Genomic DNA, 25,775 nt, shown 5'->3' with positions numbered 1-25,775 from the left:
AAAAGACGAAAGTTTAGAGCTCTAGTATAGTATATGATGTTGCATTAAGTTGAAACGGTAGAATATATAATTAAAATCTTCTATATGATTTGATTATAGTATTCTTTTGAATTGAATGTGCAATATTTTATTTACTAACTAAATACTAATTTTATGAAACCTTTTATACTAATGATAGTTTCAATCTTGCTGTTTTCAAGCATGTTGCTTGGGCAAGGAACAGGAACAATCACTATTAATCAACCGCCCACTCCCACATCTGTAGAAGTTGGAGAAACGGTAACTGTTAACGTTACATATTCTGCATCTATAGAAATGGACATCGAAGCAACCATTTACCAACTAGATGGAAATGGTGATATTAATTGGGGAGCCGGACATGGTGGAACATGGACAAGACCGACATTTCCAGCTTCAGCAGGTTCAACAGTGGACATCGACATAAATGTCCCAGCTAATTTCGATCCTGATTTATCTTATGTGTTTTTATTTCAACTTAAAGATGAAACAGGTACAATTGCTTCTGACGATGACAATGTTATAGATATCCTTCCTTCCTCTACAGTCTTAAATGTCATGGAAGATCCAGTAATTAATACCAGCGCAACCTTTACGGCTGGAAACAATTTAGATTTTACTGTAGATTATACAGCGGACCAAATTGTATTTTTCAGGGTTCAATTACTTATCAGAAATACGGCAAATGATGGTGTTAACTATAAGCATTACGGTTATTACCAGGAAGATTTTGCAATAGCACCAAGTATGACAACTGCAAATATCTCTCTGCCTATTTCGAACTCGGCAAGAGGATCAGCTGAATTAGGACAAGATAGTGCATACACTGTTTTAGTAGAACTGTGGAAAAAAGATGTTGCGCCTAAAGGGAAAGGGGTTTTAAGAGCACCAGAAAGAGTACGATTCTTTTTCTCTGAACCAGTAACCGTAGAAGCTGCGCCTGCAGTACCGGTTAAACTGTTAAGTTTCACTGGTGAGAAAAGTTCAGAACGCTCTGTTAGTCTTAAGTGGCAGACAGCGATGGAAATAAACAACGATTATTTCATGGTTGAGAAATCAAGTGATACTAAAGAATGGACGAGCTTTTCTAAAATTCTAGGAAATGGAAATTCAAATGCTGTACTTAGTTATTCGACTGTTGATAGATCTCCTTTTATTGGATCAACTTTTTATAGATTGAAACAAGTGGACTATGATGGAACACTTGCTTATTCGGAGGTGATTAAAGTGGATTATGACAGAGTCAATGTAGAAGTTTATCCGAATCCTGTAACGGAAAGGGTAGTTATTTCTTTACCTAAGTTTGTTCAAGAAGCATCCTCCTTTAACCTATATGATTTAACTGGGAAACTTATTATGCAAGGCAGACTTGACAATAAGGTAAATACAATAGACTTAACTAATATTAATTCAGGGGGCTACTTTATAAATGTTACCCATAATAATGAAATCATTCATACCCAAAAATTGATAAAGAATAAGGTGGATTAATATTCATTTTAATTTTGTTTAACATGGAGTTGTCATGCTCTTTATATATCGAGGTGATTAAATATTTTATTTGATTACCTCGATTTCTATTTACCAATAGATGTAATTTTTGTTTTAAATAGGTATAACTTTCTTTCCTTAGAACATGCTTTCGATACATAATTCTCAACCTTTCTAGCGTTTTGGTTTTTAGGTGAATATTTGCTACTATTAAGCAAATGAATATTCTTCAAACAATTGTAAATAAGTGTGATTATCCTTAAAATAAAGGGTTTTGCATTATTTCTTTAGATATCTTTATGAAAAAAATAGAACTCGATGAAGAAATTATTAATGCTAATATTAGTTGTTACTAGTCTGTCTATTTCTGTTGCTCAGGATATCAATGCACCAGTTTATAATCAAGAATTTGAAAACTGCGAACAAGATTACAATGAGTTGCGAAATATGGTTATTCAGAAAAGAGGCTTTGGAAATAAATACTTTAAAGATAGTGAGCCTTTTTCAGGGTGCGCGAAGTATGCTTCTATAGGAGCGAAAGGTGAACTAGCGGAATACATGGTTGCGCATATTCAGGATGGCTATGCTACGAAATTGACCTACTACTTTCCTGATGGTTCTATTTCTAGGGAATTCAACTTCAAAGATGGAAGAGCTCATGGACGGCATATCATGTATTACAGAAACGGTGACACGTATATAGAAGAATATTATGATGAAGGAAGGCCACATGGTTCACAGAAAAGATGGTTGGAGAATGGTGACGCAGGACGTATAGGTCTTTATGATTTTGGTATGCCAATTTTTGACTTAGTCTACGTTGCGGATACCAAATGCTAAGCGAAGTAGAGGGCTTAAATTTTAATAAATTTAGAACTAAAATAATTATCCTGCTGCCTCGCTTTCAGAAAATAAATCCCAGGTGGTAGCGGATTCACATTGATTGAAAAAGATGATTGGTTTTGTTGTTCAGTTTGCACCAGGACCAATTCACCTGTCGTGTTATAAATCTGGATATCAGTTTCGCCACTATAATTTCCTGGTAAGATGAGATTAAGCTCGTTAATGACAGGATTGGGTTGGAGTTTTATGGAATTGTCAATTTCACTAATACTCACTGAAGTTGGATTATATATTTCATTTATCGCTGCATAAACATCTAACTTCCCATAGCCCCAAGAAACATTAGGTACTTCTCCAGTAAATGAATCTGCTCGAGCTGTTTTTTGAAGAATTCGCTTTATCTCAGGCGCGGAAAGTGTAGGGTCAGCTTCAAGCATTAATGCAACTACTCCTGCCATTACAGGATTTGCACCACTTACGGCTGCAATTACTCCATAAGGATGCTCGCCGTCTTGTACAATATTAAAATCAAGCGAACCAAAATAAGAGTCTGGCCCATATGCACCAAAATTGATATTTCCTGGAACGGAGATATCGATACCTATTCTGCCATCATATGTTGGACCGATCCCACTTCCTGTCCACAAACTTCCAATTCCATTCTCATGTCCGGGGTAAGAATAAGTTCCACCATTGGTTGCTTTCCATTCGTTGCTGATAATATAAGAGTTTGGGCAAATGTTATTTTTTGCAGCCGCTAAGTCCCATACCGTATAGCCTTCTTTGACATAGGTTTTGAAAATGGAAGGAGCGTTTATAAATATATAGGAAGGATTTAGAGAAGCATCTATTCTTCCATTAGTAATTGCTGATGTCTCTATCGATATGGTAATATCTGCAGCAGCACCATTAAAATCTACTAAAAGCTCGTTTTTATTATTCTGAGCATTATAAAAATCAACATCGGAACCTCTATGATAAGCTGTGATGCCTTCAGAATTTGCATTGAAAGCATCAGATGTATTTGTGACGCTTGCTAGCTCCACGCTGCTTGTGGGTGTTTTAATAGAAAAAGAGATTTGGTCTTGACTATCATACCACAAATCTACTCTTACAGGAGCTTCATTCTTTTTGATGATTAAGTCATAAGTAGAATTAGATGATACATCTAATTGGGCATGATTATCCAAGCCGCCATCATCACTCGACCCGCAAATAAAAGCAACGCCAGGATCATTTTCAGTGAATTCGTCATCAAGGGATAAGGAAAGAGCACTCGTTCCGTCCATAGGACCTCCACTAGACCCAAAATTAGCAATCATGGCAACAGGTAATCCTTTTTCAGTGCCAATGTTTTTCACAAAGTTTATTCCATCGATTAGAGATTCTGATGCATAAAAACCAGTTTCGGCGGGTTGGTCATCATGAGCTGGAGCGCCCTCACTAGTTATTTTCACAACCACAATTTTAGCCTCTGGTGCGACACCGATGATGCTTCCATCACTAGCCCTTCCATTTCCAGCCGCGACGCCCGCAGTTACGGTTCCGTGTCCTGAAGCATCGCGAGTAGCTAACTTATTCCCAGAAGTCAAAGCTGCATTAATCTGTGCTTCATCGTAGATTGTACCTTTTCCATATGGATTATTAGCAGCTTGGGCGCCAGAGTTATCAGATAAATCATAGATGGCTAATATTCTTGTCGTGCCATCCTCATTTATAAAATCTGAATGCCGATAATCTATTCCTCGATCGAAAATGGCAACAATCGCACCTTTCCCTGTTAATCCAAATTCTGCTATTGTTTCTGTTAATCTAATTTCATCAAAAAGCACATCGCTTTGAGCTATTAGACTGATAGAGAAAAGGTTAAAAAGTAGGAATGATAATATTGGTTTCATGAGACTTTGATTGCGTACAATTACAATATAAGCAATGAGCGATAAAATATCTACATGCAGAGTATGAGGAACTATGCTTTTAAGGCGTAAAATGTGAAAAATGTAGGTATACCTATAGAAGATATTAAGGGAATTAGGATAGTGGTCAGCTTCAACAAAAGACCTTAGCTTAATCCTGAAATAACTTTTAATGCCTTATCAATTTCCTCTTTCGAATTGTAAATATGCGTCGAATGCCTCAAATATTCTTGCCCTACAGATCGAGGTTGCAATCGTTTCTCTTCCCACATCGTTTTCTGAAGTTCAGGCCCGGTCAGACCCTCCACAGAATAAGTCGTGATTCCAGCGGCCATCTCTTCATTCACTGAAGAATGAATGGTCACATGGTTCATGGACTTTAAACCTTCGCGAAGATATGCACCCAGTTCATGAATCCGGCTCAACCACTTTTCCTCCCCGATAGCATTAAAAAAATCAACGGCTGCTTCATAGCCAACCATCTGCGCAGGATTCCCTGTTCCGCCTTGCATCAAACGAAATCCGTGGTCTTCTTCATTGTCCCAATTGTAACTTGCTAAAGTTGTCCAGATTTCACCCACTACCTCTTTATTTATATACAGCAAACCACTGCCAGCAGGAGCCAACAACCACTTATGTAGACTTGAGTAATAAGCATCACATCCGATATCCTTAACATCCACTTTTACATGTCCTACACATTGAGCACCATCTAAAATGGTGAATATTCCACGCTTTCGAGCTTCGGCACAAATTTCCTTAACAGGCATTACTGTTCCATAAACTGATATGATGTGAGGCACTGCAATTACCTTTGTTTTCTCAGTAACTTCCTTAAAAATAGCATCAACAATTTCTTGTGGGTCGTTTGCAGGCTCCGGCATGATGGCTTGCTTATAGATACAACCCTTCCTTTTCGCCAGTAATTGCCAAGCGCCATAACCACCACCGTGTTCTTGATTCGTATTGATCAATTCGTCTCCTTCCTTCAGATTCAAACCATTACCAACGAAATTCATTCCATGCGTTGCGTTTTGGGTTAATGATATCTCTTTGTAGTCACAGTTCACGATCGCACCAAGTTTTTCTCGTAGTTCGATATACGGGAAATAGCCACTCAATAATTCAGGACCTGAGCCATTTTTATAATCTACCGTTGCTGCCTCTCGAGCGTAATGCATCATGTGATGAACCATCTTATCCAGTGCATAGCTGGAAGTTGGGCCCATCGTGCCGTTGTTGAAGTAAGTCTGTCCATCCTTGAGCGGAAACTGTTTTCGAACTAATTTCCAGTAATCGTCACCATCCAAAACGGCAGTGGAGAGTTTGGCGAGATCGTACTTATTTGTTTCTAAATTCACAAACGGAATGACGAATGCGGCTTTTGTTGTGCTTTTTAGAAAATCTCTACGGTTACTCATGATTGGTTATTTGCTTGTTTCTCTCTAAAAATAGAGAAAATTGCTCTTAAACATATGGGTTCTAGCTGTTTTTTTCATTAAGAGAGAAGTAACAGAATTATTTGCGTTAAGTATATTGAATGGACTTTTCTAGACAGGATAACTTTTCAGTGATCAAGATTTTTTAACTATTTTTTCGCTATAGCAGTAATTAGCTTTCATAGTTCTTGCAGGTAGATTTAACCTTCGAAGCAATTTTCAGCAATTAATCATCATAGACATTCTCCTAAAAGAAATTTATATTTGATAACAAAACAACTATGCTCAAAAAATACGCAAAACTTCTTGTTCACTATTCATTAGATCTTAAGAAGGGCGAATTACTGTATATAAAATCTACCACATTAGCAGAACCACTGATCAGAGAAATATATCGGGAAGCAACGAAAATCGGAGCAAACGTCATTAAAGACCTTTCCTTTAGAGAAGAAGGCAAAATCTTTATGGATTATGCGGACGATGATCAACTTGCCTTCTTGAATCCTATAGATAAAATGGCAATGGAAACTTGCGACGCTTATTTGTATGTTCGGGCACCTTTCAACTTGAAATCCGGGAAAAACATTGACAAAGAAAAAAGGACGAAACGATCGAATGCAACCAAAGAACTGAATCAGATTTATTTTAAAAGATTAGCTGATGGTTCGTTAAAACGATCTTTATGCCAGTATCCCACACAAGCCAATGCCCAAGAAGCGGAATTGTCATTGGAAGAATATGAAGAATTTGTGTTCGGAGCGTGTAAGTTATATGAAGAAGATCCTGTTGCGGCTTGGTTAGAAGTCCGAAAATCCCAACAAAAGATCGTTGACTTTCTGAATCAAAAATCTATAATCCGATATGTGAATAAGCATTCAGATATATCGTTTTCAGTGGAAGGGCGTACTTGGATTAATTCTGACGGAATGAATAACATGCCGTCTGGTGAGGTGTTTTCTGCGCCAGTAGAGGACTCAGTGAATGGTGAGATTGTCTTCGATTATCCCTCCATATATATGGGACAGGAGGCAAGTGGAATTAAACTAAAAGTGAAAGATGGGGAAGTAGTGGAATGGTCTGCAGAGCGTGGAGGTGATTTGTTAGATCAAGTATTTTCGACTCCAGGTGCTCGGTTCTTCGGTGAAGTTGCGATAGGAACAAATTACAGCATACAGCAAGCGACTAAGAATATACTTTTCGATGAGAAAATAGGTGGTTCGGTCCATATGGCAGTCGGTCAGTCCTATGGTCAATGTGGAGGAAAGAATGAATCCTCGATTCACTGGGATATGATTTCAGATATGAGAGACGGAGGGAAGATATATGCAGACGGAGAATTGATATATGAGAATGGACAGTTTTTAGAAATCTAGAAGAAAGAGTTTTTATGTCAATTCAAGAAGTAAAAGATTTTTTATATAAAACTTGGAATCTCCATGCCGAAGTTAATAAACTTGCTGGTTTCGAAGATCTTAATTACCATGTGAAAACAGATGGTGGCGATACCTATTTGTTGAAAATTTCTGATGGAGGATTGACGGCGGAAGTCGAAATGCAGGTTGAGGTGCTTCAGTTTATGAAGATGAAGGTGGAATTACATGAGACTAAAGATTTCACTGCTCGATTAATAGAGTGGACTTCTGGAAAACCATGGGGAGATACCTATCCTAAAACTCCAGCACTCCTGCGAGATTTAGGAATTCAAGCGGCGAAGCATTTTAATAAAATAGAGGATTTCGATCATCTTTCTACAAGAAGGGAGAATTTCAACTGGGACTTGGCTCAATCGCTGTGGATTAAGCCCCATCTCGATATACTTGATGATGGATTGAGTGAAAAAATTACACACTTTATACACAGATTTGAAGATGTGCAAGAAATATACATTGACCTACCTAAATCCACGATACACAATGACCTGAATGACTATAACATATTAGTAGATGAAGGAAAGGTAACTGGCTTTATTGATTATGGAGATATGTGCTATAGCCAGAGAATTAACGAGGTGGCCATTTTGCTTTCCTATGCGATGATGGGTTTTGAAGATCCATTAGACGCAGCGGTTCATGTTTTGAGTGGTTTTACTGAAATTCAATCGCTTAAGTCAGAAGAAATAGAAGTTTTATATGTGCTTATCGCGATGAGACTTAGCGTTAGTTTGGTGACTTCACAGCAAAACATAATCCAAAGACCAGATAATGATTACCTGCAGATTAGCAGAGACCCGGCTCTTAAGTTGTTAAATAAACTTTCCGAGACCTCGGAAGCTTTCGCAACTTATAAGTTTAAGGCAGCTTGTAACATCTCCTTATCCGATAAGAAGCAGACTTTCGAGAAATGGGCGGAGAGTCATGAGATTTCTCGAGTTGTCCCTTTAGAGTTAGATGATTACTACACGCTGGATCTGGGAGTAGGAAGTCTTGAATTAGGTCATGAATATGACTATAACAATCCGCAGAGACACTGGCGTCAAATCAAGGATATTCTTGAGACAAAACAGAAAAGTTTCGCTATCGGTTCCTATAACGAAATAAGGCCATTGTACAGTTCTGAGGATTTTGTGGAAATAGGTAATGAAGGGCGGAGATGGAGGACGGTTCACATTGGACTAGATTTTTTTCAAGAAGAAGGGACTGAGGTTTATGCATTCGCTGATGGGGAGATTTATTCCATGAATTATAATGAAGGCGATAAGAATTATGGTCATACGATCATCATAAAGCACGACTGCTTTTTTACACTATATGGACATCTTTCTGCAGCTTCGCTTCAGCATCTTAGTGTAGGGCAAAAGGTGAAAGCTGGATCATTAATTGCTTGGTTTGGGACACCAGCTGAAAATGGAAATTGGGCACCGCACTTGCACTTTCAGATCATACTGGATATGCTTAATTATGAGGGTGATTTCCCAGGTGTCTGTCATGTTCATGAGCGGGAATTATATACGCATATTTGTCCAGATCCGAGACCTTATTTGGGCCTGAAGTTACCAGAAGCTAGAGGACTACAATCGCAGGAAATTGAGAAATTAAGGAAGCAAAAATTAGGTAGGTCGTATTCCTTGTCATACGAGCAACCACTCCATATCGTGAGAGCTGCTGGCCAGTATTTGTATGATGAAAATGGACGTAAGTATCTAGATTGCGTGAACAATGTTCCGCATGTAGGTCATCAGAATATTAGGGTGGTTCAGGCAGCAATGAAGCAGATGCAATTATTGAATACGAATACTCGATATCTGCATGAAAACATTGTTAAGCTAGCATCGAAATTAATAGAATCACTGCCGGGAAAGCTGAATGTTTGTCATTTTGTTAACTCAGGTTCAGAAGCTAATGAGTTAGCTATTAGAATGGCTCGAACATACACTGGAAGGAATGGTATTGTGGCGATGGAGCATGGTTATCATGGAAATACTAATTTATGCGTGGATATTAGCTCTTATAAGTTTAATGCGAAAGGAGGGCAGGGGCAGAAAGATTTCGTTCAGTTAATTCCGATGCCAGATCCAGTTCGTAGTCAAAATATAGAGCGTTTTATTTTGGATCAATCCAGAGAAACTCCAGCGGCCTTTATCCATGAAAGTATTTTGAGTTGCGGTGGTCAAGTAGTTATGCCAGAAGGATTTTTTCAGACCTATTATAAAGATTTTCGGGATGAGGGAATGGTAATGATCGCCGATGAAGTTCAGACAGGATTGGGAAGAGTGGGGAGTCATATGTGGGCGTTCGAGGCAGAGGATATTGTACCTGATATTGTTACTATTGGGAAGCCTTTCGGAAATGGGCATCCACTTGCAGCGGTGGTTTGTACAGAAGAAATTGCAGATGCATTTCACAACGGAATGGAGTATTTCAATACTTTCGGCGGCAACCCAGTTTCGTGTAGTATAGGATTAGAAGTGCTTAGAATTATTGAAGAAGAAGGATTGCAAGAACGCGCATTTGTTTTAGGTCAATATATAAAAGGTGAGCTCAAAAAAATACAAGAAGAACATTCGATTATTGCAGATGTTAGGGGTAGAGGATTGTTTCTGGGATGGGAGTTTGCTGATCCAGAAACGCTGGAACCATTAGCAGAAAAAGCCAGTAATGTGGTCAATGAAATGAAGCGATTTGGAATCTTATTGAGTACAGATGGGCCCATGCATAATGTGGTAAAATTTAAGCCGCCGATGTTTTTTAGAAGAGAGCATGCGGATTATATGTTGTCCACAATGAGGCGGATTTTGGGCGATATGAAAAGGAATTAATACATTGTAAATCAACAAAATATTATTTGGGGCGTGTAAGTTAACTTTGATTTATAATTCTTTCAAAATTGACATATAATCATAATAATTATTCTACTCAGAGCGAAATATATTGTGAAAACTGCAAAAAATAATATATTTGCATAGGAAGACTCAAAAAACACTTCTCCTTTTACTAAAGAAATATGGACAAGATTCCTAGATTAATTGATATTGCTCAATTGGCGGAAGTTTCAATCGGGACAGTAGATCGTGTTATTCATAAAAGGGGTAGAGTAGCACCAAAGACGAAAGCTAAAGTGCTTAAAATTGCCGAAGATTTAGGTTACAAGCCTAATATTTATGCTTCAGGTTTAGCGGCTACTCGAACGACAAAGACTATTCTAATAATTATTCCTGAAAAAAGTAAAGATCCATATTGGGATGAAGTGCATGCAGGGTGCAAGTTAGCCATTGATTCGATTGCACAACAGCGGGTTAAGTTTACTTATCTGTCCTTCGATTTGTTTGATAGAAAGAAATTTACAGAGCAAGTTGAGAAGTTAGATTTAAAAGGAATTGATGGTCTTTTGATTGCGCCGATCTTTAGGAGCGAGAGTAAACTTTTATTAGATAAGTTAGAAGAGCATAAGAAGCCATATGTGATAATTAATACGATGATCGAAAGGGATTCCGAAAAGCTAATTTGCTATGTAGGGCCTAATTCATATCAGAGTGGGAGGCTAGCTGCTCGTCTGATGTCCTTGCATTGTTCGTTGAATGCAAGGGTAATGATTATTCCATTGGATCGAGATTTCAAAAATGCGCACCATTATCTTGAAAAAGAGAGAGGGTTCAGGGATTGGTTTAATGAGATGTCTCCTTCTACGCAAGTCGTGACGCGAGAGTTTGAAATGTTTGATGATCCTAAGAAGCTATCAAGTTTTCTTGATGAGCAATTAGCAGATATAGAGCATTTGACAGGTATCTTCACAGGTTCTTCGCGGATTAATAGAATTGCAAAGTATTTAGAGAACAAGCATATTCAGAATATTCGATTAATCGGATATGATTCAGTAGAAAATAATCTAGACTATTTGAAAAAGGGGAAAATTGACTATTTGATTAGTCAGAATCCTAAGCTGATGGGTTATATGGGTATTTTGAATTTAAGGCACTTCCTAGTGTTTAAGTTACAACCGGAGAAAATCCAATATTTACCACTTGATATTTTGTTGCCAGAAAATGTAAGTTTCCACTCCGGAAATTTCTTTTTGCCCGACCCGCAGGTATTAACTCAATAGGCGTAGCAGCATAACAAAACATATTTTCGTTTTTGAAGTAGTTATATTTCTCACATAGATCTCATATCAAGCAAATGAGCCATATTATATCGTTGTTGTTGACTAGGGTAGAAGATTAGGGCTTTGATGTAATAAATTATAATTTTTTGTTTTGATATTGTGGATTTCTAACAAAAATTCTATCTTTGGTAAAATGATGTGCGTTAATGTTAACACAAACATTTTTAACGATACCTTAACATTCTATATTTTATTGGGCATTTGCCCTATTTTTTACGATGTGCTTAAGGAATTTAGTTTGTTTACTATGCACTACTTATACTTTATTATTTAACACCAATTCGAATTTTCATGAGGTTTTATGAAAATTTAGTCCAAAAAACTAGTGGATTGGCTTAACGGAAAAATTCATAATTTAATTAAACAAAATTTGCATGAAGAAGTCTATATCTTTAAAGGCGATATCTCTTCTAGCCTACGAAAAAAAACTTCGTACTACGGGAAGATTTATCATTACACTCACAGCTATTTTTTGTAGCTTTTTTGCGAGTGCACAAACTGTTACTGGAGTTGTAACAGAAGCATCTACAGGGGATCCTATTATTGGGGCATCTATTGTTGAAAAGGGGGCGTCTGGGAATGGAACCATCACTGATTTAGATGGTAAATATTCAATTAACCTTACTACTGAAAATCCTGTTCTTACATTTAGTTATGTAGGTTTTACAACAGTAGATATTGCTTATTCTGGTCAAGCAACTTGGGACATTGCATTAGAAGGAGGAGCGTTATTAGACGAAGTTGTCGTAACAGCTCTTGGAGTTAGTAGAGAAAAGAAAGCATTGGGTTATGCTACATCTGAGATTAAATCATCTGATTTAAATACTACTCAGGTTACAAATTTTGCAACTGCCATGTATGGTAAAGCTCCTGGTGTTACAGTGAGGTCTGTACCTGGAGGTGCAACTAGCGGAATTAATATTAATATAAGAGGATTCTCTTCGATTACAGGAAATACTCAGCCTTTAATTGTAATGGATGGAATTCCTATTAGAAATGGTGAAACAAGTAGCGCAGGTTACTGGGGAGACCAAAGAATTAGAGGGAACGGATTAACAGATATAAATCCTGATGATATAGAAAGTATTTCTATATTAAAAGGTGCATCAGCAGCAGCCCTTTACGGTTCTGATGCGACGAATGGTGTAGTGTTGATTACTTCTAAGAAAGGAAGTAAAAAACGTGGACTAGGTGTTGATTTTAGTGCTAGTTATAATACTGATAGAATTGCATACATGCCAAGGTACCAAAATGTAAGAGGTCCAGGTTATTCTAATCTGTATTCTCAACAAGGCCAAGGAGACGATATGTTTACTAGCGTTGATACAGATGGAGACGGAGTAGGTGATACAAGAGGTTTAGTTGGAACATCACTTAACTTTGGGCCAGAATTTGATGGAGAGCCAGTTGTGGCTTGGACAGGAGAAGTTGTACCTTATGTAGCTGGTGAAAATAGTTACGCTGACTTTTTCCAACCAGCGACAAGTTCTAATATTAACTTAGCCGTTTCTCAAGGAAATGAAAATTCTAGTATTAGATTCTCTTTTACAAGACAAGATAATGAAATGATTTCATTAGGGTCAAGTAATGATAGAAACATCGCTAATTTATCTACAAGATTCCAAATAGGTGAAAAGTTCAATACAACAATTAATGTCAAGTATATTAATCAGACGACAACGAATCGTCCTTATAAAGTAGATCGAATGATCAACAATTTTGGAGGAATGATGGATAGATTCGAGTCTCCAGACTGGTATTTTGATAGAGCAGAAACAAGTCTTGGATATAGATATAGAACAGGAACTCAAGCGAGTTTAACACCAGATGAGAACATTACAGGTGCAGGATTTAAGGATGCCATTGCTGATTATGTTTATAGATTAGTTGCCTTGAATAGTGTTGAAAGTAACAATCGTGTTATCGCTAATCTTACTCAAAGTTGGGAAATAATTGATGGTCTATCCTTAAGAGGAAGACTTGGAAGTGATTTTACAGCAGAAAAAGTTGAGAATAAAAATAAAACTCAGAACCCTAGTGTTCTTTACACTAATCCTGGTGGAGGTTATAGTTTAAGTAATAGTAATTATTCATTAGTTTATGGTGAAGCATTATTAAGCTATAGAAAAGACTTAACACAAGATTTAGGATTCAGTGTTAGTGGTGGTTATAATGCTCAGCAAGATCAATATTTACAATCTTCAAGAGGAACAAGTGGAGGTTTATCACCAGAAAATTTCTTCGCAATCTCTGGATCTATCAATACACCTGTAGGAAGTGGATCAAGTAGATATATCGAAGTAAAAGATGCGATCATTGGTTTAGCTAATTTAGATTATAAAGGATGGGCATTTTTAGAAGGTACGATTAGAAGAGATAGAACTTCTAGAATTACTGCTGAGAATAATGCTTTCGTATATCCTTCAGTTAACGGTAGTTTAGTACTTAGTGAAGCTTTCAGCTTACCGACTTCAATCAGCTTTGCTAAACTTAGGGCATCATACGGTGTGGTAGGTAACTATCCACAGAGGTATCAAGCTAATGTCGCATATAATCAAAGCTCATTAGGTGTTCAGACTGATGGAGGACAAGGGATTTTATATTCAAGTATCGGTGGTGGATACGGTAATGATGCCATAAGACCAGAGCAAAAGCAAGAGTTTGAAATAGGATTAAATGTAGATTTCTTAACTAGATTTACATTAGATGCAAGTTTTTATGATGGGTTTATAGTAGATCAAATTTTACCAGTAGACCTACCAGCTTCGCAAGGGTTTGGATCAGTATTAACAAATATTGGAACGCTTAGAAATACAGGAATTGAGCTTGCACTTGATATGGATATTATTAGAGTAGGTGATATAAAATGGAAATCAAGAATAAATTTTGCAAAGAATACTAACAAAGTTGTAAAATTAGCAAATGAAGCTACAGAATTAGTTCATGCTAATTTCGATGGAAATGCTGCTCAGATTAGATCTGTAGTTGGTCGTCCGATGGGTGATATTTATGCTCACCCTGTGGCAACAGATCCAAATGGTAACCAAATCGTAAGTCCTAATGGGCTTCATCAGTTAGATGGTGATGTATGGGAAGTATATGGTAATGCAATGCCTGATTTTGAGGGTGGTTTTATTAACAACTTTTTCTTCAAGGGTATTTCTTTAGACATCATAACTGATTTTAGTGTAGGTGGAGCAATTATGCCTACAGGTGTATATTGGTTAACAAGTAGAGGTCTTACAGAGGAAAGTTTGAATTTTAGAAACACAGAAACTGGTGGATTGTCATATTATATTGATGCTGATGGAAAAGGAGTTCAAACTACATCTGCAGCAGGTCCTAACGGAGAATTAGTACAACATAATGGTATGTTACTAGAAGGAGTAGTAGTAGGTGCAGATGATGTAACTGGTGAAATAACTTATACCGAGAATACAAATGTTATACCACAGACTTTATTCTATGCAGGAACATATAACTGGGGTGGACCGCAATATGGTAATTCTAGATATGAACTTTATATCAATGATAACAATTGGTGGAAAGTTAGAGAAATGGCTGTAGGATATACTTTGCCTAAAACAGTAAGTAACAAATTAGGAATGCAGAATGCAAGAGTAAATGTTTATGGAAGAAATTTATTTTTCTTATACAGAAGTATAAAAGACATCGATCCTGAGCAGACTACATCTGGACCAAGATGGTATAATAATATAAATAATGCAGGTAATAATCCAGCATTTAGATCATTCGGAATTCAGCTTACAGCAGGATTTTAATTTTCGAACTAAAAAATTATAAAAATGAATTTTAAATATATAATGTTTCTTTTGGTTCTAGGTGTTGTTATTAGCTCCTGTACAAAAGAACAATTTGAAGATGCATATGCAGATCCTGAAAAGGTAGCTGAAACTAGCATCGAACGTCAGTACACAGGATTTCTAAATGCTACAAGAGGACATATCGTTCCTAATTACAATGATTATTTTGAGAACTTGAGGATTACACTAAATCCATGGACTCAGTCTATTTCATGGATCAATACTCCTAATCAATACATACCAGGTAGTAGAGCTTTAGATTTGGTATGGAATAATTATTATGCTGGCATGAGGCAGTATAGAGAATTTGAAAAAGTATTTGATGCTTCAGAAGCTGAGAAACAAACAAGGTTAAAAGTTTTCAAGCAAACAGCTGATATACATTTTTTCAGAGAGACTGCGAAAATGATTGACTTATATGAAAATATTCCATTTTTTGAAGCTGGAAGATTAAGCCAAAACGGAGGTGATTACGATAATTCGTATCCAGCTTTTGATCTAGGCCCAGATATCTATGCTTATATGCTAGATGAACTGAAAGTAATTGCAGATGATTTTGCTGCTGGAGAACCAGGTGTTTCTGCCGCGGCTTCACTTAAAGCACAAGATTTTATCAATTATGGAGATTTTGATCTTTGGAAGCGATATGCGAATTCTCTGAGATTAAGGATGCTGAATAGACTTTCTTTGTCATCAGAGTTTAGCTCTAGAGCTACTTCTGAAATGGCTGAAATACTTGGGAATCCAAGTAAGTATCCAGTTGTAGAGAATAACGACCAAAACATTATGATTGATATTTATGATATTAATTCAGCAATTAATTCTGGTGGATTTAATGGAGGTATTAACTCAGGAGGATGGGATGGAGATGATGCGCCTAAAGCCATGATAGATTATATGAATGAATCTGAGGACCCTAGATTAAGAGTTTTATTTGAACCAGGAGACAGTGCTAATGGCGAATTTATCGGTATCGATCCATTATTATTAGGTAATGATCAAAATGATCTTAGAAATACGTCTGTAACTGCTTTTTATAATAGAACTACAACAAGTCGTAATCAGTCATTTCCTGGTGTCATTATTAATGCTCCGGAAGTAAACTTGATAAAAGCAGAATATTATTTAAAAGCTGGTGATGATGCAGCAGCTAAAGAAGCTTATGAAACTGCTATTAAACAATCTACAGACTTTTATTTTTATGTTAATAGTCTTGGCGCAGATCGAATAGCTGGAGAACCTACTCCAGTTGAAGAAAGCGAGTTTGATGTAATGTTTGCTACGGAAGCTGCTGGCTGGGATAATGCTGGTTCTCAAGAAGAGAAAATTGAGCTTATAGCTAGTCAAAAATGGGTTCATTTTAACATTATTCAACCTTACCAAAACTGGGCAGAAATCAGAAGATTAGATTATCCAGTTTTAGAATTTTGGGTAGATAATTCTAGCTTAGTTAAAACACCACCATTGAGGTTCAATGTTCCTGGAAATGAGCAATCATTTAACAAATCGAACTATGAAGCGATCAGTGGAGAAGATGAATTATTTAATCCTCTTTTTTGGGATGTGAATTAAGATAATTGATTAATAAATTTTTTTAGAGGATGTTTCTTTCTACGGATAGAAACATCCTTTTTTTATATCTGGCACTAAAAATTACATCGTTTCTTGCCTCCCGCTTTAGCAGTGTTTAAAAACAACGTATTGAGTTATGTTTACTAACTTTACAATAAAATAGATTACATTCTTGAAGTACATATTTGCCATTCCTGTTTTCTTGATTTTCCTGTTGTTTTGGGAAAAGGACATCGCACATCTTGACGAATCTGAAAAGCTGGCTAAGATCTATTGCGCATCCTGCCACCTCTATCCTGAACCTTCATTATTGGATAAGAAAACTTGGAAAGAAAGTGTTTTGCCTAATATGGGCTGGAGGTTAGGTATTAAAGATGAGGAACATGATCCTTTCACTAAACTAGCTGCTGAAGAGGTGTCCATAATTATGCAAATGAATGTCTATCCAGAGCAAGCTTTAATTTCAAGTAAGGATTGGAAGTCGATAGTGAAATTCTACATTAAAAATGCGCCTGATTCACTGACAAGTGATATGGAATCAATTGCTAGTGATGTGTCAGCGCCTTTCAGAGCTCAGTTAATCAATATAGGAGATAAGCAAGTGCCTCAAGTTTCTTTATTGGAATTTGACGTAGCAAGTAAAACGCTTTATATCGGTGATTATAAAATTCTTTATGCTTTGAATACCTTTGGTCAGGTAACAGGAACTTGGGGGTTGCAGAAACCACTGTCTCACTTGATCATGGATGAAGGCCAGCCCTATATTGTTGGAATAGGATCAATTATTCCATCTGATCTTGAGAACGGATACTTAGCACCGCTAAGCAGCCCGGAAGAAATAAATCCGAATAAAATAGTAGGTCCATTGCCTCGACCTGTGCATGCTGATATCTCAGACTTGAATAACGACGGGAAAAAAGATGCATTGATTTCATCGTTTGGAAATCATAAAGGGAAATTAGCATGGTATGATGACTTTAATGAAGAAAAAGTGATATCGTCATTTCCTGGAACACGAAGGACTGAGGTTGTAGATATGGATGGTGATGGTGACTTAGATGTTGTGGCTTTAAGATCTCAAGCATGGGAGGCCTTATCTATATATTATAATGATGGAAAAGGTATTTTTACAGAAGACAAGGTGTTGAGTTTTTCACCTGTACATGGTGTTAGTTATTTCGAATTGGTTGATTTTAATAAGGATGGAAACTTAGATGTTCTCTTAACTAATGGTGATAACTGGGACCTTTCTCAGATAGATAAGCCATATCATGGAGTCCGCGTTTATTTGAATAATGGAGAGAATAAATTTGAAGAGTCTTATTTTTTTCCAATGAAAGGGTGCCACAAAGCCATGAGTGCCGATTTCGATAAAGACGGTGATCAAGATATCGTTGCGATTTCTTTCTTTGATGCTTTAGATCATCCAAGAGAAAGTATCGTGTATCTGGAGAATAAAGGAGATTCTAATTTTACACCTAGGTATTTGGATGGTACTTATTCTGGTAAATGGTTGACGATGGATATAGGAGACTTTAATCAAGATGGTTACCCTGATGTTTTTCTAGGCTCGTATTTTCATAATTTTAGTGAGTTCAGTAAGGCCTTATATAAAGGAGGTCAAGATTTTCCTCAATTATTGATGTTATTGAATACGAATAAATAATTTAAAAATAAGATTCCTTAAACTTGATAGGGATAGAAATTTATACTCATTTCAATAGTTATAATATGCATTGAACTTTGAAAGTAGTGCATCTTGTAAAATATATACTTTAGTGTTTCTTAATGTTTTTCGCCCTGTTCGAAAGATTTTAAGAAAAAGAAAACTTACCTGTATCTAAAGATTGAAATACAAAAAGAAAAATATATATTTAAAGACAATAATTATAAGAAAATTACTAAGATATATACAGAGGAACTATGCCCATAATAGGTATAGTGCTTTAATGAAATTAGAATTATTATGAAAAGATGTACGTTATTAATTTGTTTTTTTCTTGCTTATGGGACTACTTATAATCAGGCAAATGACTACGTGAAAATTCTAGGTACGGATCTTCAAGTAGGAAATTTGAAAGATTACGGATTAAGTTCTTTCGAGAGAAAGGAGCCAACGTTTTCAGGCTCACCACTTCTGTGGGGTGAATGGACACCAGGGAGTTTAAAGCTAAAAGGTAAAAAAGAGTTTATTCAGAAAGAGTATCATATTATATATGATTGTTTTAGAAAATTACTTTATTTGAAATTGGACGAATCAGAATATAATGTGAATCTGGAAATGGTAGATTCTATCCTATTAGGAACTACAAATGGACTTAGTAGAAATTTCGTTACACTTAGGAATAATAAAGGAATTAATGACTTGTATGAGATTTTATTAGATTCTGAAACACTTAGCCTTCTACTAAAAACAGAGGCATATATAGGGAGTCAGTCTTACAGCCCTGCATTCGATATTGGATCTAAGAAGCCCAAGTTATCCTTAAAAGAAAGTCTCTACTTATCTAGAAATGGAGAGTTGTACGAATTGACTAAAAGACGAAAAGCATTCATAGATAAGTATGAAAAAACAGAGGAGTTAGAGGATATAGTCTCCTATTTTAAGGAAAAGAAAGTGAACTTTAAGAAATCGGAAGATGTTCGAAGTGCCTTACTTGAATTAGAATACGAGGATTAGATTTTAATAAGGATGGAAACTTAGATGTTATCTTAACTAATGGCGATAACTGGGACCTCTCACAGATTGACAAGCCATATCATGGAGTCCGCGTTTATTTGAATAATGGAGAGAATAAATTTGAAGAGTCTTATTTTTTTCCAATGAAAGGTTGCCACAAAGCCATGAATGCCGATTTCGATAAAGACGGTGATCAAGATATCGTTGCGATTTCTTTTTTTGATGCTTTAGATCATCCAAGAGAAAGTATCGTGTATCTGGAGAATAAAGGAGATTCTAATTTTACACCTAGGTATTTGGATGGGACTTATTCTGGTAAATGGTTGACGATGGATATAGGAGACTTTAATCAAGATGGTTACCCTGATGTTTTTCTAGGCTCGTATTTTCACAATTTTAGTGAGTTCAGTAAGGCGTTATATAAAGGAGGTCAAGATTTTCCACAAATTTTGTTGTTGACGAATGTTTCGCAAGATTAGGTTTCCGCTATCCGCTATCCGCTATCCGCTATCCGCTATCCGTTGTCCGTTATCCGTTGTTCGTTTTTCCGTGATTCGTTTTCTGAGTGAGGACGAGTTTTAGTTCTGCGAGAATCGGCGTTATCTGTGGGAGAGTTTTGTTTTTAGTTTGTAGTTGTTTGTTTTTAGTACCCATAACCCATAAATCCCTTTTTAAAAAGACCTATCGTTTTCCCGCCTCACCTCATACAATCTTAAAAAACAACAGGTTGATTTAACACAATTGAAAATCATTAATTATAAAATAAAATACTATCTTTGCAGCCCTTTATGAAATGTCATGTCAAATGGCTTGTTTTATAGAGTTGAAAATATATTGTTAACCGCTGTGTATAAAAGAAATACACATACAAACATTGATTCTAATATATGTCAGATGACAAAAAAGTGGAAACACCAGAATCAAACGACGCTGTTGAAGAAACTGCAGTTGTAGAAGAAACGCCTGTTCAGGCAGAGGAGCCAAAGACAGCTCACGATGATTTTGATTGGTCTATAAGTAACAAAAACGCAATTAGTTACACGGACGATGAAATCGAAAATTACCTTAAAGATTACGAACAAACACTTACCCTCGTTAACGAGAATGAAATTATCAAAGGGAAAGTTACTTCTATCTCAGCTAGTGATGTTGTATTAGACATTAACTACAAGTCAGATGGAATCGTTTCTTTATCAGAATTTAGAGACCTAGGTGAAATTAAGATTGGAGACGAAGTAGACGTTTACGTTGAAAGTCAAGAAGATGAAAGAGGTCAGCTAGTCTTATCAAGAAGAAAAGCAAAACTTTTCAAAGCTTGGGAAAACATTGTGGATTCTTACAAGAATGGTACAATTATCACAGGTACAGTGATCAGCAAAACAAAAGGTGGATTAATCGCCGATTGTGGTGGTTTAGAAACATTCTTACCAGGATCACAAATTGACATAAAACCTATTATTGATTACGATCAGTACGTAGGTAAGACTATGGAGTTCAAAGTAGTGAAAATTAATGAAGCTATTAAGAATGCAGTAATTTCTCACAAAGCATTGATCGAAAGTGATCTTGCAGATCAGAGAGAAGCTATTATCCAGAGTCTTGAAAAAGGACAAGTACTAGAAGGAATCGTGAAAAACATCACAGATTTCGGTGCATTTATGGATTTAGGTGGAGTAGATGGTTTACTATACATCACAGATATTTCTTGGGGTAGAATTAACCACCCTAATGAAGTGTTAGAGCTTAACCAGAAATTAAATGTTGTAGTTCTTGACTTTGATGAGAATAAGAAGAGAATTTCTTTAGGATTAAAGCAATTACAGCCGCATCCATGGGAAGTTTTAGGAGCAGAAATCGTAGAAGGTTCTGTGCTTAAAGGTAAGATTGTAAACATAGAAGACTATGGGGCATTCTTAGAAATCAGCCCTGGAGTAGAAGGATTAATTCACGTTTCAGAAGTAAGCTGGAGAACACAGCCTGTTAACGCAAGAGAATTCTTCACATTAGATCAAGAATTTGATGCTAAGGTTGTAACAATTGACAGAGAAGAAAGAAAAATGTCTCTATCGATCAAGCAACTTTCTGAAGATCCATGGGATGGTATCGAAGCTAAATTCCCTGTAGAAAGCAGACACACTGGTATTGTTAAGAACTTAACTCCATATGGTGTATTTGTTGAGCTAGAAGAAGGAATTGGTGGAATGGTTCACATTTCAGACCTTTCTTGGACTAAGAGATATTCACATCCTTCAGAATTCACAAAAGTGGGTGAAGAAATCGAATGTGTAATCTTAGAAATTGACAAGTCGGATAGAAAATTATCTCTTGGACACAAGCAGATAGAAGAAAATCCATGGGATACATTTGCACAAGTTTTCCCTCAAGGTTCTTACCACGAGGCAACAGTTGTAAAGAAAGAAGATAGAGGATCTATTGTTCAGTTACCGTACGGTCTAGAAGCATTCGCTCCAGCTAAACATCTTAAGAAAGAAGATGGAACATTTGCTGCAGTTGATGACAACTTGACATTTAAAGTAATCGAATTTAACAGAGACGATAAGAGAATTCTAGTTTCACACACAAGATATCTTGAAGATATTCAGCGTGAAGCAGATGATCAAGTTAAAGGAGAACAGAGAAAAGAAAGAGAAGATACAAGAAATGTAGTTAAGACAAGAAATGCAAGTATTGAAAAAACTACGCTTGGTGACTTAAATGTTTTCTCTCAACTTAAAGAGCAAATGGCAGAATCTAAGCCAGCTCCTAAAGCTGCTCCTAAGAAAGAAGAAGTTAAAGAAGAAGTTGCACCTGTAAAGGAAGAAGCTAAAGAAGCTGCTCCTAAGGCTGAGAAATCAGAAACTGCAGCTGATGATTTAAAGAAAATAGAAGGAATCGGGCCTAAGATCGCTGAGAAATTAGGTGAAGCAGGAATTAACACTTTCGCTGAACTTGCTGCTGCAAGTGCAGAAAAATTAGGTGAAATTCTTGAAGAAGCTGGTCCTAGATACAAAATGCATGATCCAACAACTTGGCCACAACAGTCGCAGTTAGCTGCAGACGGGAAATGGGATGAGTTAAAGACTTTGCAGGATGAATTAGACGGAGGAAGAAAATAATATTCTTCCTAATCTGACAGCGCTTTCAGCGATGTAAGATTTACCTAGATACAAAGCCCGATCACGAAAGTGTTCGGGCTTTTTTTTTGGCTGTGAAGCCCATTGCAATTTATTCTTATTCCCACCTAGCGATTCACGAACTCCTAATATTTAGACTATTATAATTCTAACTCCTCTGATCGTAGGTCGTATTAAAACTAAGTTCCGAAAGTAACTCAAGTAACATTACTTAAAATATTACACTATACCTTGCAGGCTGATATGAAGTATAAATGTAAATGCCGCTATTATCATTTAAGTATTTCACTTTTATCATTAAAATAGAGAACTTATGGAAGTGAAAGATTCATGTTGCATAGTGAGCAGTAGCGAAACAACGAGTAAAGATTATTGGGATGCTAATTTTAATAAATTAGAAACGCCTAATTGGATTGAGCGTAATACTCCATGGATAATGCCTTGGATAGATTTAATCAATCTTCCCAAAGATGCTAAAATTTTCTGTGCTGGTGTTGGTGATTCTAACCTTGTAGAATCATTGCTAACGAAAGGTTTTTACAATATCGTTGCGAACGATATCAGCGAAGTGGCACTTAATAAATTGAGAATAAAACATGCTGGGAGTGAAGTCATTTTTTTACAAGATGATTTGATTAACCCTAGTAAAATACAATCGTTACATGGAGAGATTGATCTATATATCGATCGGGCAACGTTGCATTTTTTTACGACTTGTAAGGAAAAAGAGGCCTATTTTTCTCAGATGGAAAAATTACTTAAGCTTGATGGATACTCAATACTCGGTGTTTTTAATAAAGATAATGTTGCAAAGTGCTGTGGTCTAGAACTACAATTATGGAGTAGAGATTCCTTGCAGAACAGAATGCCAACTTACGATCACTTGAAAGCGGCAGAAGTTGCATTTACTGAAATAAATGGGAATGTTAGAAATTATATATATCAACTTTCTCAAAAAAAAAATTATAAATGAAGAAATATTTTCCTTTCTTGGATTGGATTAAAACATATAGCAAGGCACAGTTTGGAGGAGACTTGTCCGCTGGACTAACCGTAGGTGTGATGCTGATTCCACAAGGAATGGCTTATTCCATGTTAGCGGGCCTACCTCCTATTTACGGATTATATGCTTCTACAATTCCGCTAATAGTATATGCTCTTTTAGGAACTTCTAGGCAATTAGCAGTTGGACCTGTTGCCATGGTGGCATTGCTGATATCTAGCGGTGTTGGTGCTTTAGCACCTTTAGGAAGTACTGAATTTATAGCACTTGCCATTTTACTAGCTTTAATGGTCGGGGTTATTCAGTTCAGTATGGGTGCATTTCGGCTTGGCTTTCTAGTTAATTTCCTATCACATCCTGTAATAGCAGGTTTTACTTCAGCTGCGGCCATTATTATTGGATTTTCTCAAGTAAAACACTTGCTAGGCTTGAGTATCCCACGAGGGAAAGTACATGATACCATTTTCAATATATTTCAGAATATAAGTGACATTAATCTACCAACTTTAGTCATAGGTGTGGGAGCTGTAATTTTGCTGCTATTATCTAAGAAAATTAGTAAGCGACTACCTGGTCCATTGATTGTTGTGTTAATCGGAATGGGTATTGTTTATTTCATGGGCTTAGATGCCGCAGGTGTGAAAATTATCAAAGATGTGCCTGGAGGATTGCCTAGTTTCGGTATTCCGAATATTAATGGAAAGTCCATGATCGCTTTGCTACCGATTGCATTAACCATTTCTTTTGTCGGTTTCATGGAGTCAATAGCGGTTGCGAAAGCAATACAATCGAAACACAAGAATTATGAAATTGATGCTAATCAAGAATTGATTGGTCTCGGATTATCGAATATACTTGGTTCATTCTTTAAAGCTTTTCCTGTGACTGGTGGGTTTTCTAGAACGGCAGTTAATGATCAGGCAGGTGCAAAAACTGGGGTTGCGAGCATCATCAGTGCGGTGCTAATCATTATCACCTTATTATTCCTGACAGAGTATTTTTATTATTTGCCTAATGCAGTGTTAGGTGCAATCATTGTGGTTGCAGTATTCGGGCTTATTGATTTTGCAGAGGCCAAGCATTTATGGAAACACGATAAGAAAGATTTTGCAGTCTTTATGGTCACCGCAATTGCGACTTTATCTCTCGGAATAGAAGAAGGTATATTAGTAGGAGTTGTTCTATCACTTGGTATATTAATCTATAAAGTTTCGTATCCGCATATGGCTGAGTTAGGTCAGGTTCCAGGAAGTGACGAATTTAGAAATTTAGAAAGATTTGATCATTTAGAAATAACAGATGACATCTTAATTGTAAGATTTGATGCTCAACTTTATTTTGCCAATGCAAGTAGCTTGATAGAATATGTGGAGGCAAAGATTCAAGAAAGGCCAAAAATTAAGCATGTTATCTTTGATTTTAGCGCTGTTACCGGAATTGATTCCAGTGCCATTCATTCACTTAAAGATTTAGTAGAGAATCTGCATCGTCAGGAAAGAGCCCTTACCTTGTCTAATGTCAGAGGTCCTGTACGAGATATTTTATATCGGAATAACATGATGGATTCAGATCATGCTATGCGTTTCTATCTGTCGAATCAAGATGCGATCAAGGATATTAAACATAACGCAGGCAATGAATACGAACAATATGTTTCTCAATCGAACCATGGAAAAAAGAAATAAAAGATCTTTATCAAATGCTTAAATTTAGTATTCATTCTATTCATAACAATAAAAACAGATTCAAATGACTGCGGCAGAATACAAGAAACTTCTAGAAAGAATTGAAAAAGATATCCATAGTGATTCTAGCCCTGTGGGCATAGATGCTAAGAAAACACATATAATGATCTTAGCAAAATTAGAAGAGATGCATGAAGAAATCAGAGCATTGAAGAAGGCGGCTAATATATAACCATTGCCACTTCCCTTGTTCTAAAGAAGGAAACTATACTATCAGAAACAAAGAATTAAAAACATTTCGTAACCAATTAAATACGTACTAATTATGAAAAAGAATATGGGAAGCACAGATAAAATCATCAGAATAGTATTAGCTATCATCGTAGCTATTCTATACTACACTGGCATTATTAATGGAACCGTTGCCATTATTCTAGGAGTACTAGCTCTTATTTTTGTGATCACTAGTTTCATCAGTTTCTGCCCACTTTATTTGCCATTTGGGATTTCTACTAATAAAAAATAATATTGAAGCTTTATTAAGCTCGATTTTTCAATAAAACGCAGATGTA

17 protein-coding genes are annotated in these 25,775 nt (G+C 36.4%); 15 read left to right on the top strand and 2 right to left on the bottom strand.

Translation table 11 applies throughout. The features are described from left to right. The first annotated feature begins 153 nt into the window (after positions 1-153). Together L2586_RS03425 and L2586_RS03420 are read left to right on the top strand one after the other, a co-directional pair. Complete coding sequence (locus L2586_RS03425) at positions 154-1,509, top strand: T9SS type A sorting domain-containing protein (protein ID WP_235291371.1); 1,356 nt, start codon at positions 154-156, stop codon at positions 1,507-1,509. Between the two features lie 318 nt (positions 1,510-1,827). Next, positions 1,828-2,349 (top strand): toxin-antitoxin system YwqK family antitoxin, encoded by a 522-nt coding sequence (locus L2586_RS03420; RefSeq protein WP_235291370.1) that lies wholly within the window; start codon positions 1,828-1,830, stop codon positions 2,347-2,349. A 14-nt stretch (positions 2,350-2,363) separates the two neighbouring features. Here L2586_RS03420 and L2586_RS03415 read toward each other — a convergent pair whose 3' ends face one another. Continuing rightward, entirely contained in the window at positions 2,364-4,250 is a 1,887-nt protein-coding gene (locus L2586_RS03415) for a S8/S53 family peptidase (RefSeq protein ID WP_235291369.1), read from the bottom strand. 164 nt (positions 4,251-4,414) lie between these two features. Then, entirely contained in the window at positions 4,415-5,689 is a 1,275-nt protein-coding gene (locus tag L2586_RS03410; RefSeq protein WP_235291368.1) for an aminotransferase class V-fold PLP-dependent enzyme, read from the bottom strand. Positions 5,690-5,988: 299 nt separating this feature from the next. On the opposite strand from L2586_RS03410, the gene L2586_RS03405 reads away from it, so the two are divergent. From L2586_RS03405 to L2586_RS03345, 13 genes are all read left to right on the top strand, one after another. Continuing rightward, the gene (locus L2586_RS03405; RefSeq protein ID WP_235291367.1) at positions 5,989-7,080 is read left to right on the top strand and encodes an aminopeptidase; all 1,092 of its coding nucleotides are present in this window, start codon (positions 5,989-5,991) and stop codon (positions 7,078-7,080) included. Positions 7,081-7,094: 14 nt separating this feature from the next. Further along, positions 7,095-9,962, top strand: a complete 2,868-nt coding sequence (locus tag L2586_RS03400; protein WP_235291366.1) for an aminotransferase class III-fold pyridoxal phosphate-dependent enzyme — start codon at positions 7,095-7,097, stop codon at positions 9,960-9,962. A gap of 185 nt (positions 9,963-10,147) precedes the next feature. Beyond that, positions 10,148-11,245, top strand: coding sequence for a LacI family DNA-binding transcriptional regulator (locus tag L2586_RS03395; RefSeq protein ID WP_235291365.1), 1,098 nt, complete (start codon positions 10,148-10,150; stop codon positions 11,243-11,245). A gap of 434 nt (positions 11,246-11,679) precedes the next feature. After that, positions 11,680-15,087: a SusC/RagA family TonB-linked outer membrane protein gene (locus tag L2586_RS03390; protein WP_235291364.1), complete on the top strand. Its 3,408-nt coding sequence runs from the start codon at positions 11,680-11,682 to the stop codon at positions 15,085-15,087. Positions 15,088-15,111: 24 nt separating this feature from the next. Further along, on the top strand, positions 15,112-16,701 hold the full coding sequence (locus L2586_RS03385) for a SusD/RagB family nutrient-binding outer membrane lipoprotein (RefSeq protein ID WP_235291363.1): 1,590 nt from the start codon (positions 15,112-15,114) through the stop codon (positions 16,699-16,701). A 172-nt stretch (positions 16,702-16,873) separates the two neighbouring features. Further along, on the top strand, positions 16,874-18,367 hold the full coding sequence (locus tag L2586_RS03380; RefSeq protein WP_235291362.1) for an FG-GAP repeat domain-containing protein: 1,494 nt from the start codon (positions 16,874-16,876) through the stop codon (positions 18,365-18,367). A 300-nt stretch (positions 18,368-18,667) separates the two neighbouring features. Next, positions 18,668-19,381, top strand: coding sequence for a hypothetical protein (locus L2586_RS03375; RefSeq protein WP_235291361.1), 714 nt, complete (start codon positions 18,668-18,670; stop codon positions 19,379-19,381). Then, positions 19,363-19,860: an FG-GAP repeat domain-containing protein gene (locus L2586_RS03370; RefSeq protein WP_348535558.1), complete on the top strand. Its 498-nt coding sequence runs from the start codon at positions 19,363-19,365 to the stop codon at positions 19,858-19,860. Before L2586_RS03375 ends, L2586_RS03370 begins: the two co-directional genes overlap by 19 nt. A 408-nt stretch (positions 19,861-20,268) precedes the next feature. After that, positions 20,269-22,497 (top strand): 30S ribosomal protein S1, encoded by a 2,229-nt coding sequence (rpsA, locus tag L2586_RS03365; protein WP_235291359.1) that lies wholly within the window; start codon positions 20,269-20,271, stop codon positions 22,495-22,497. 331 nt (positions 22,498-22,828) lie between these two features. Further along, positions 22,829-23,488 (top strand): class I SAM-dependent methyltransferase, encoded by a 660-nt coding sequence (locus L2586_RS03360; RefSeq protein WP_235291358.1) that lies wholly within the window; start codon positions 22,829-22,831, stop codon positions 23,486-23,488. Further along, positions 23,485-25,203 carry a SulP family inorganic anion transporter gene (locus L2586_RS03355; RefSeq protein ID WP_235291357.1) on the top strand — a complete coding sequence of 573 codons (1,719 nt, stop codon included), beginning with the start codon at positions 23,485-23,487 and terminating at the stop codon, positions 25,201-25,203. The genes L2586_RS03360 and L2586_RS03355 overlap by 4 nt, the downstream gene beginning before the upstream one ends. A 64-nt stretch (positions 25,204-25,267) precedes the next feature. Continuing rightward, positions 25,268-25,435 (top strand): hypothetical protein, encoded by a 168-nt coding sequence (locus L2586_RS03350; RefSeq protein ID WP_235291356.1) that lies wholly within the window; start codon positions 25,268-25,270, stop codon positions 25,433-25,435. Between the two features lie 93 nt (positions 25,436-25,528). Further along, a complete protein-coding gene (locus tag L2586_RS03345) occupies positions 25,529-25,729 on the top strand; it encodes a YgaP family membrane protein (RefSeq protein ID WP_235291355.1) in 201 nt (66 codons plus the stop codon). Positions 25,730-25,775 lie beyond the last annotated feature (46 nt).

The sequence above is a fragment of the Portibacter lacus genome (genome assembly GCF_021533215.1).
GTDB lineage: Bacteria > Bacteroidota > Bacteroidia > Chitinophagales > Saprospiraceae > Portibacter > Portibacter lacus.
The sequence above is the reverse complement of the archived record's forward strand: the minus strand, read 5'-3'. Positions and strand labels throughout refer to the sequence as shown.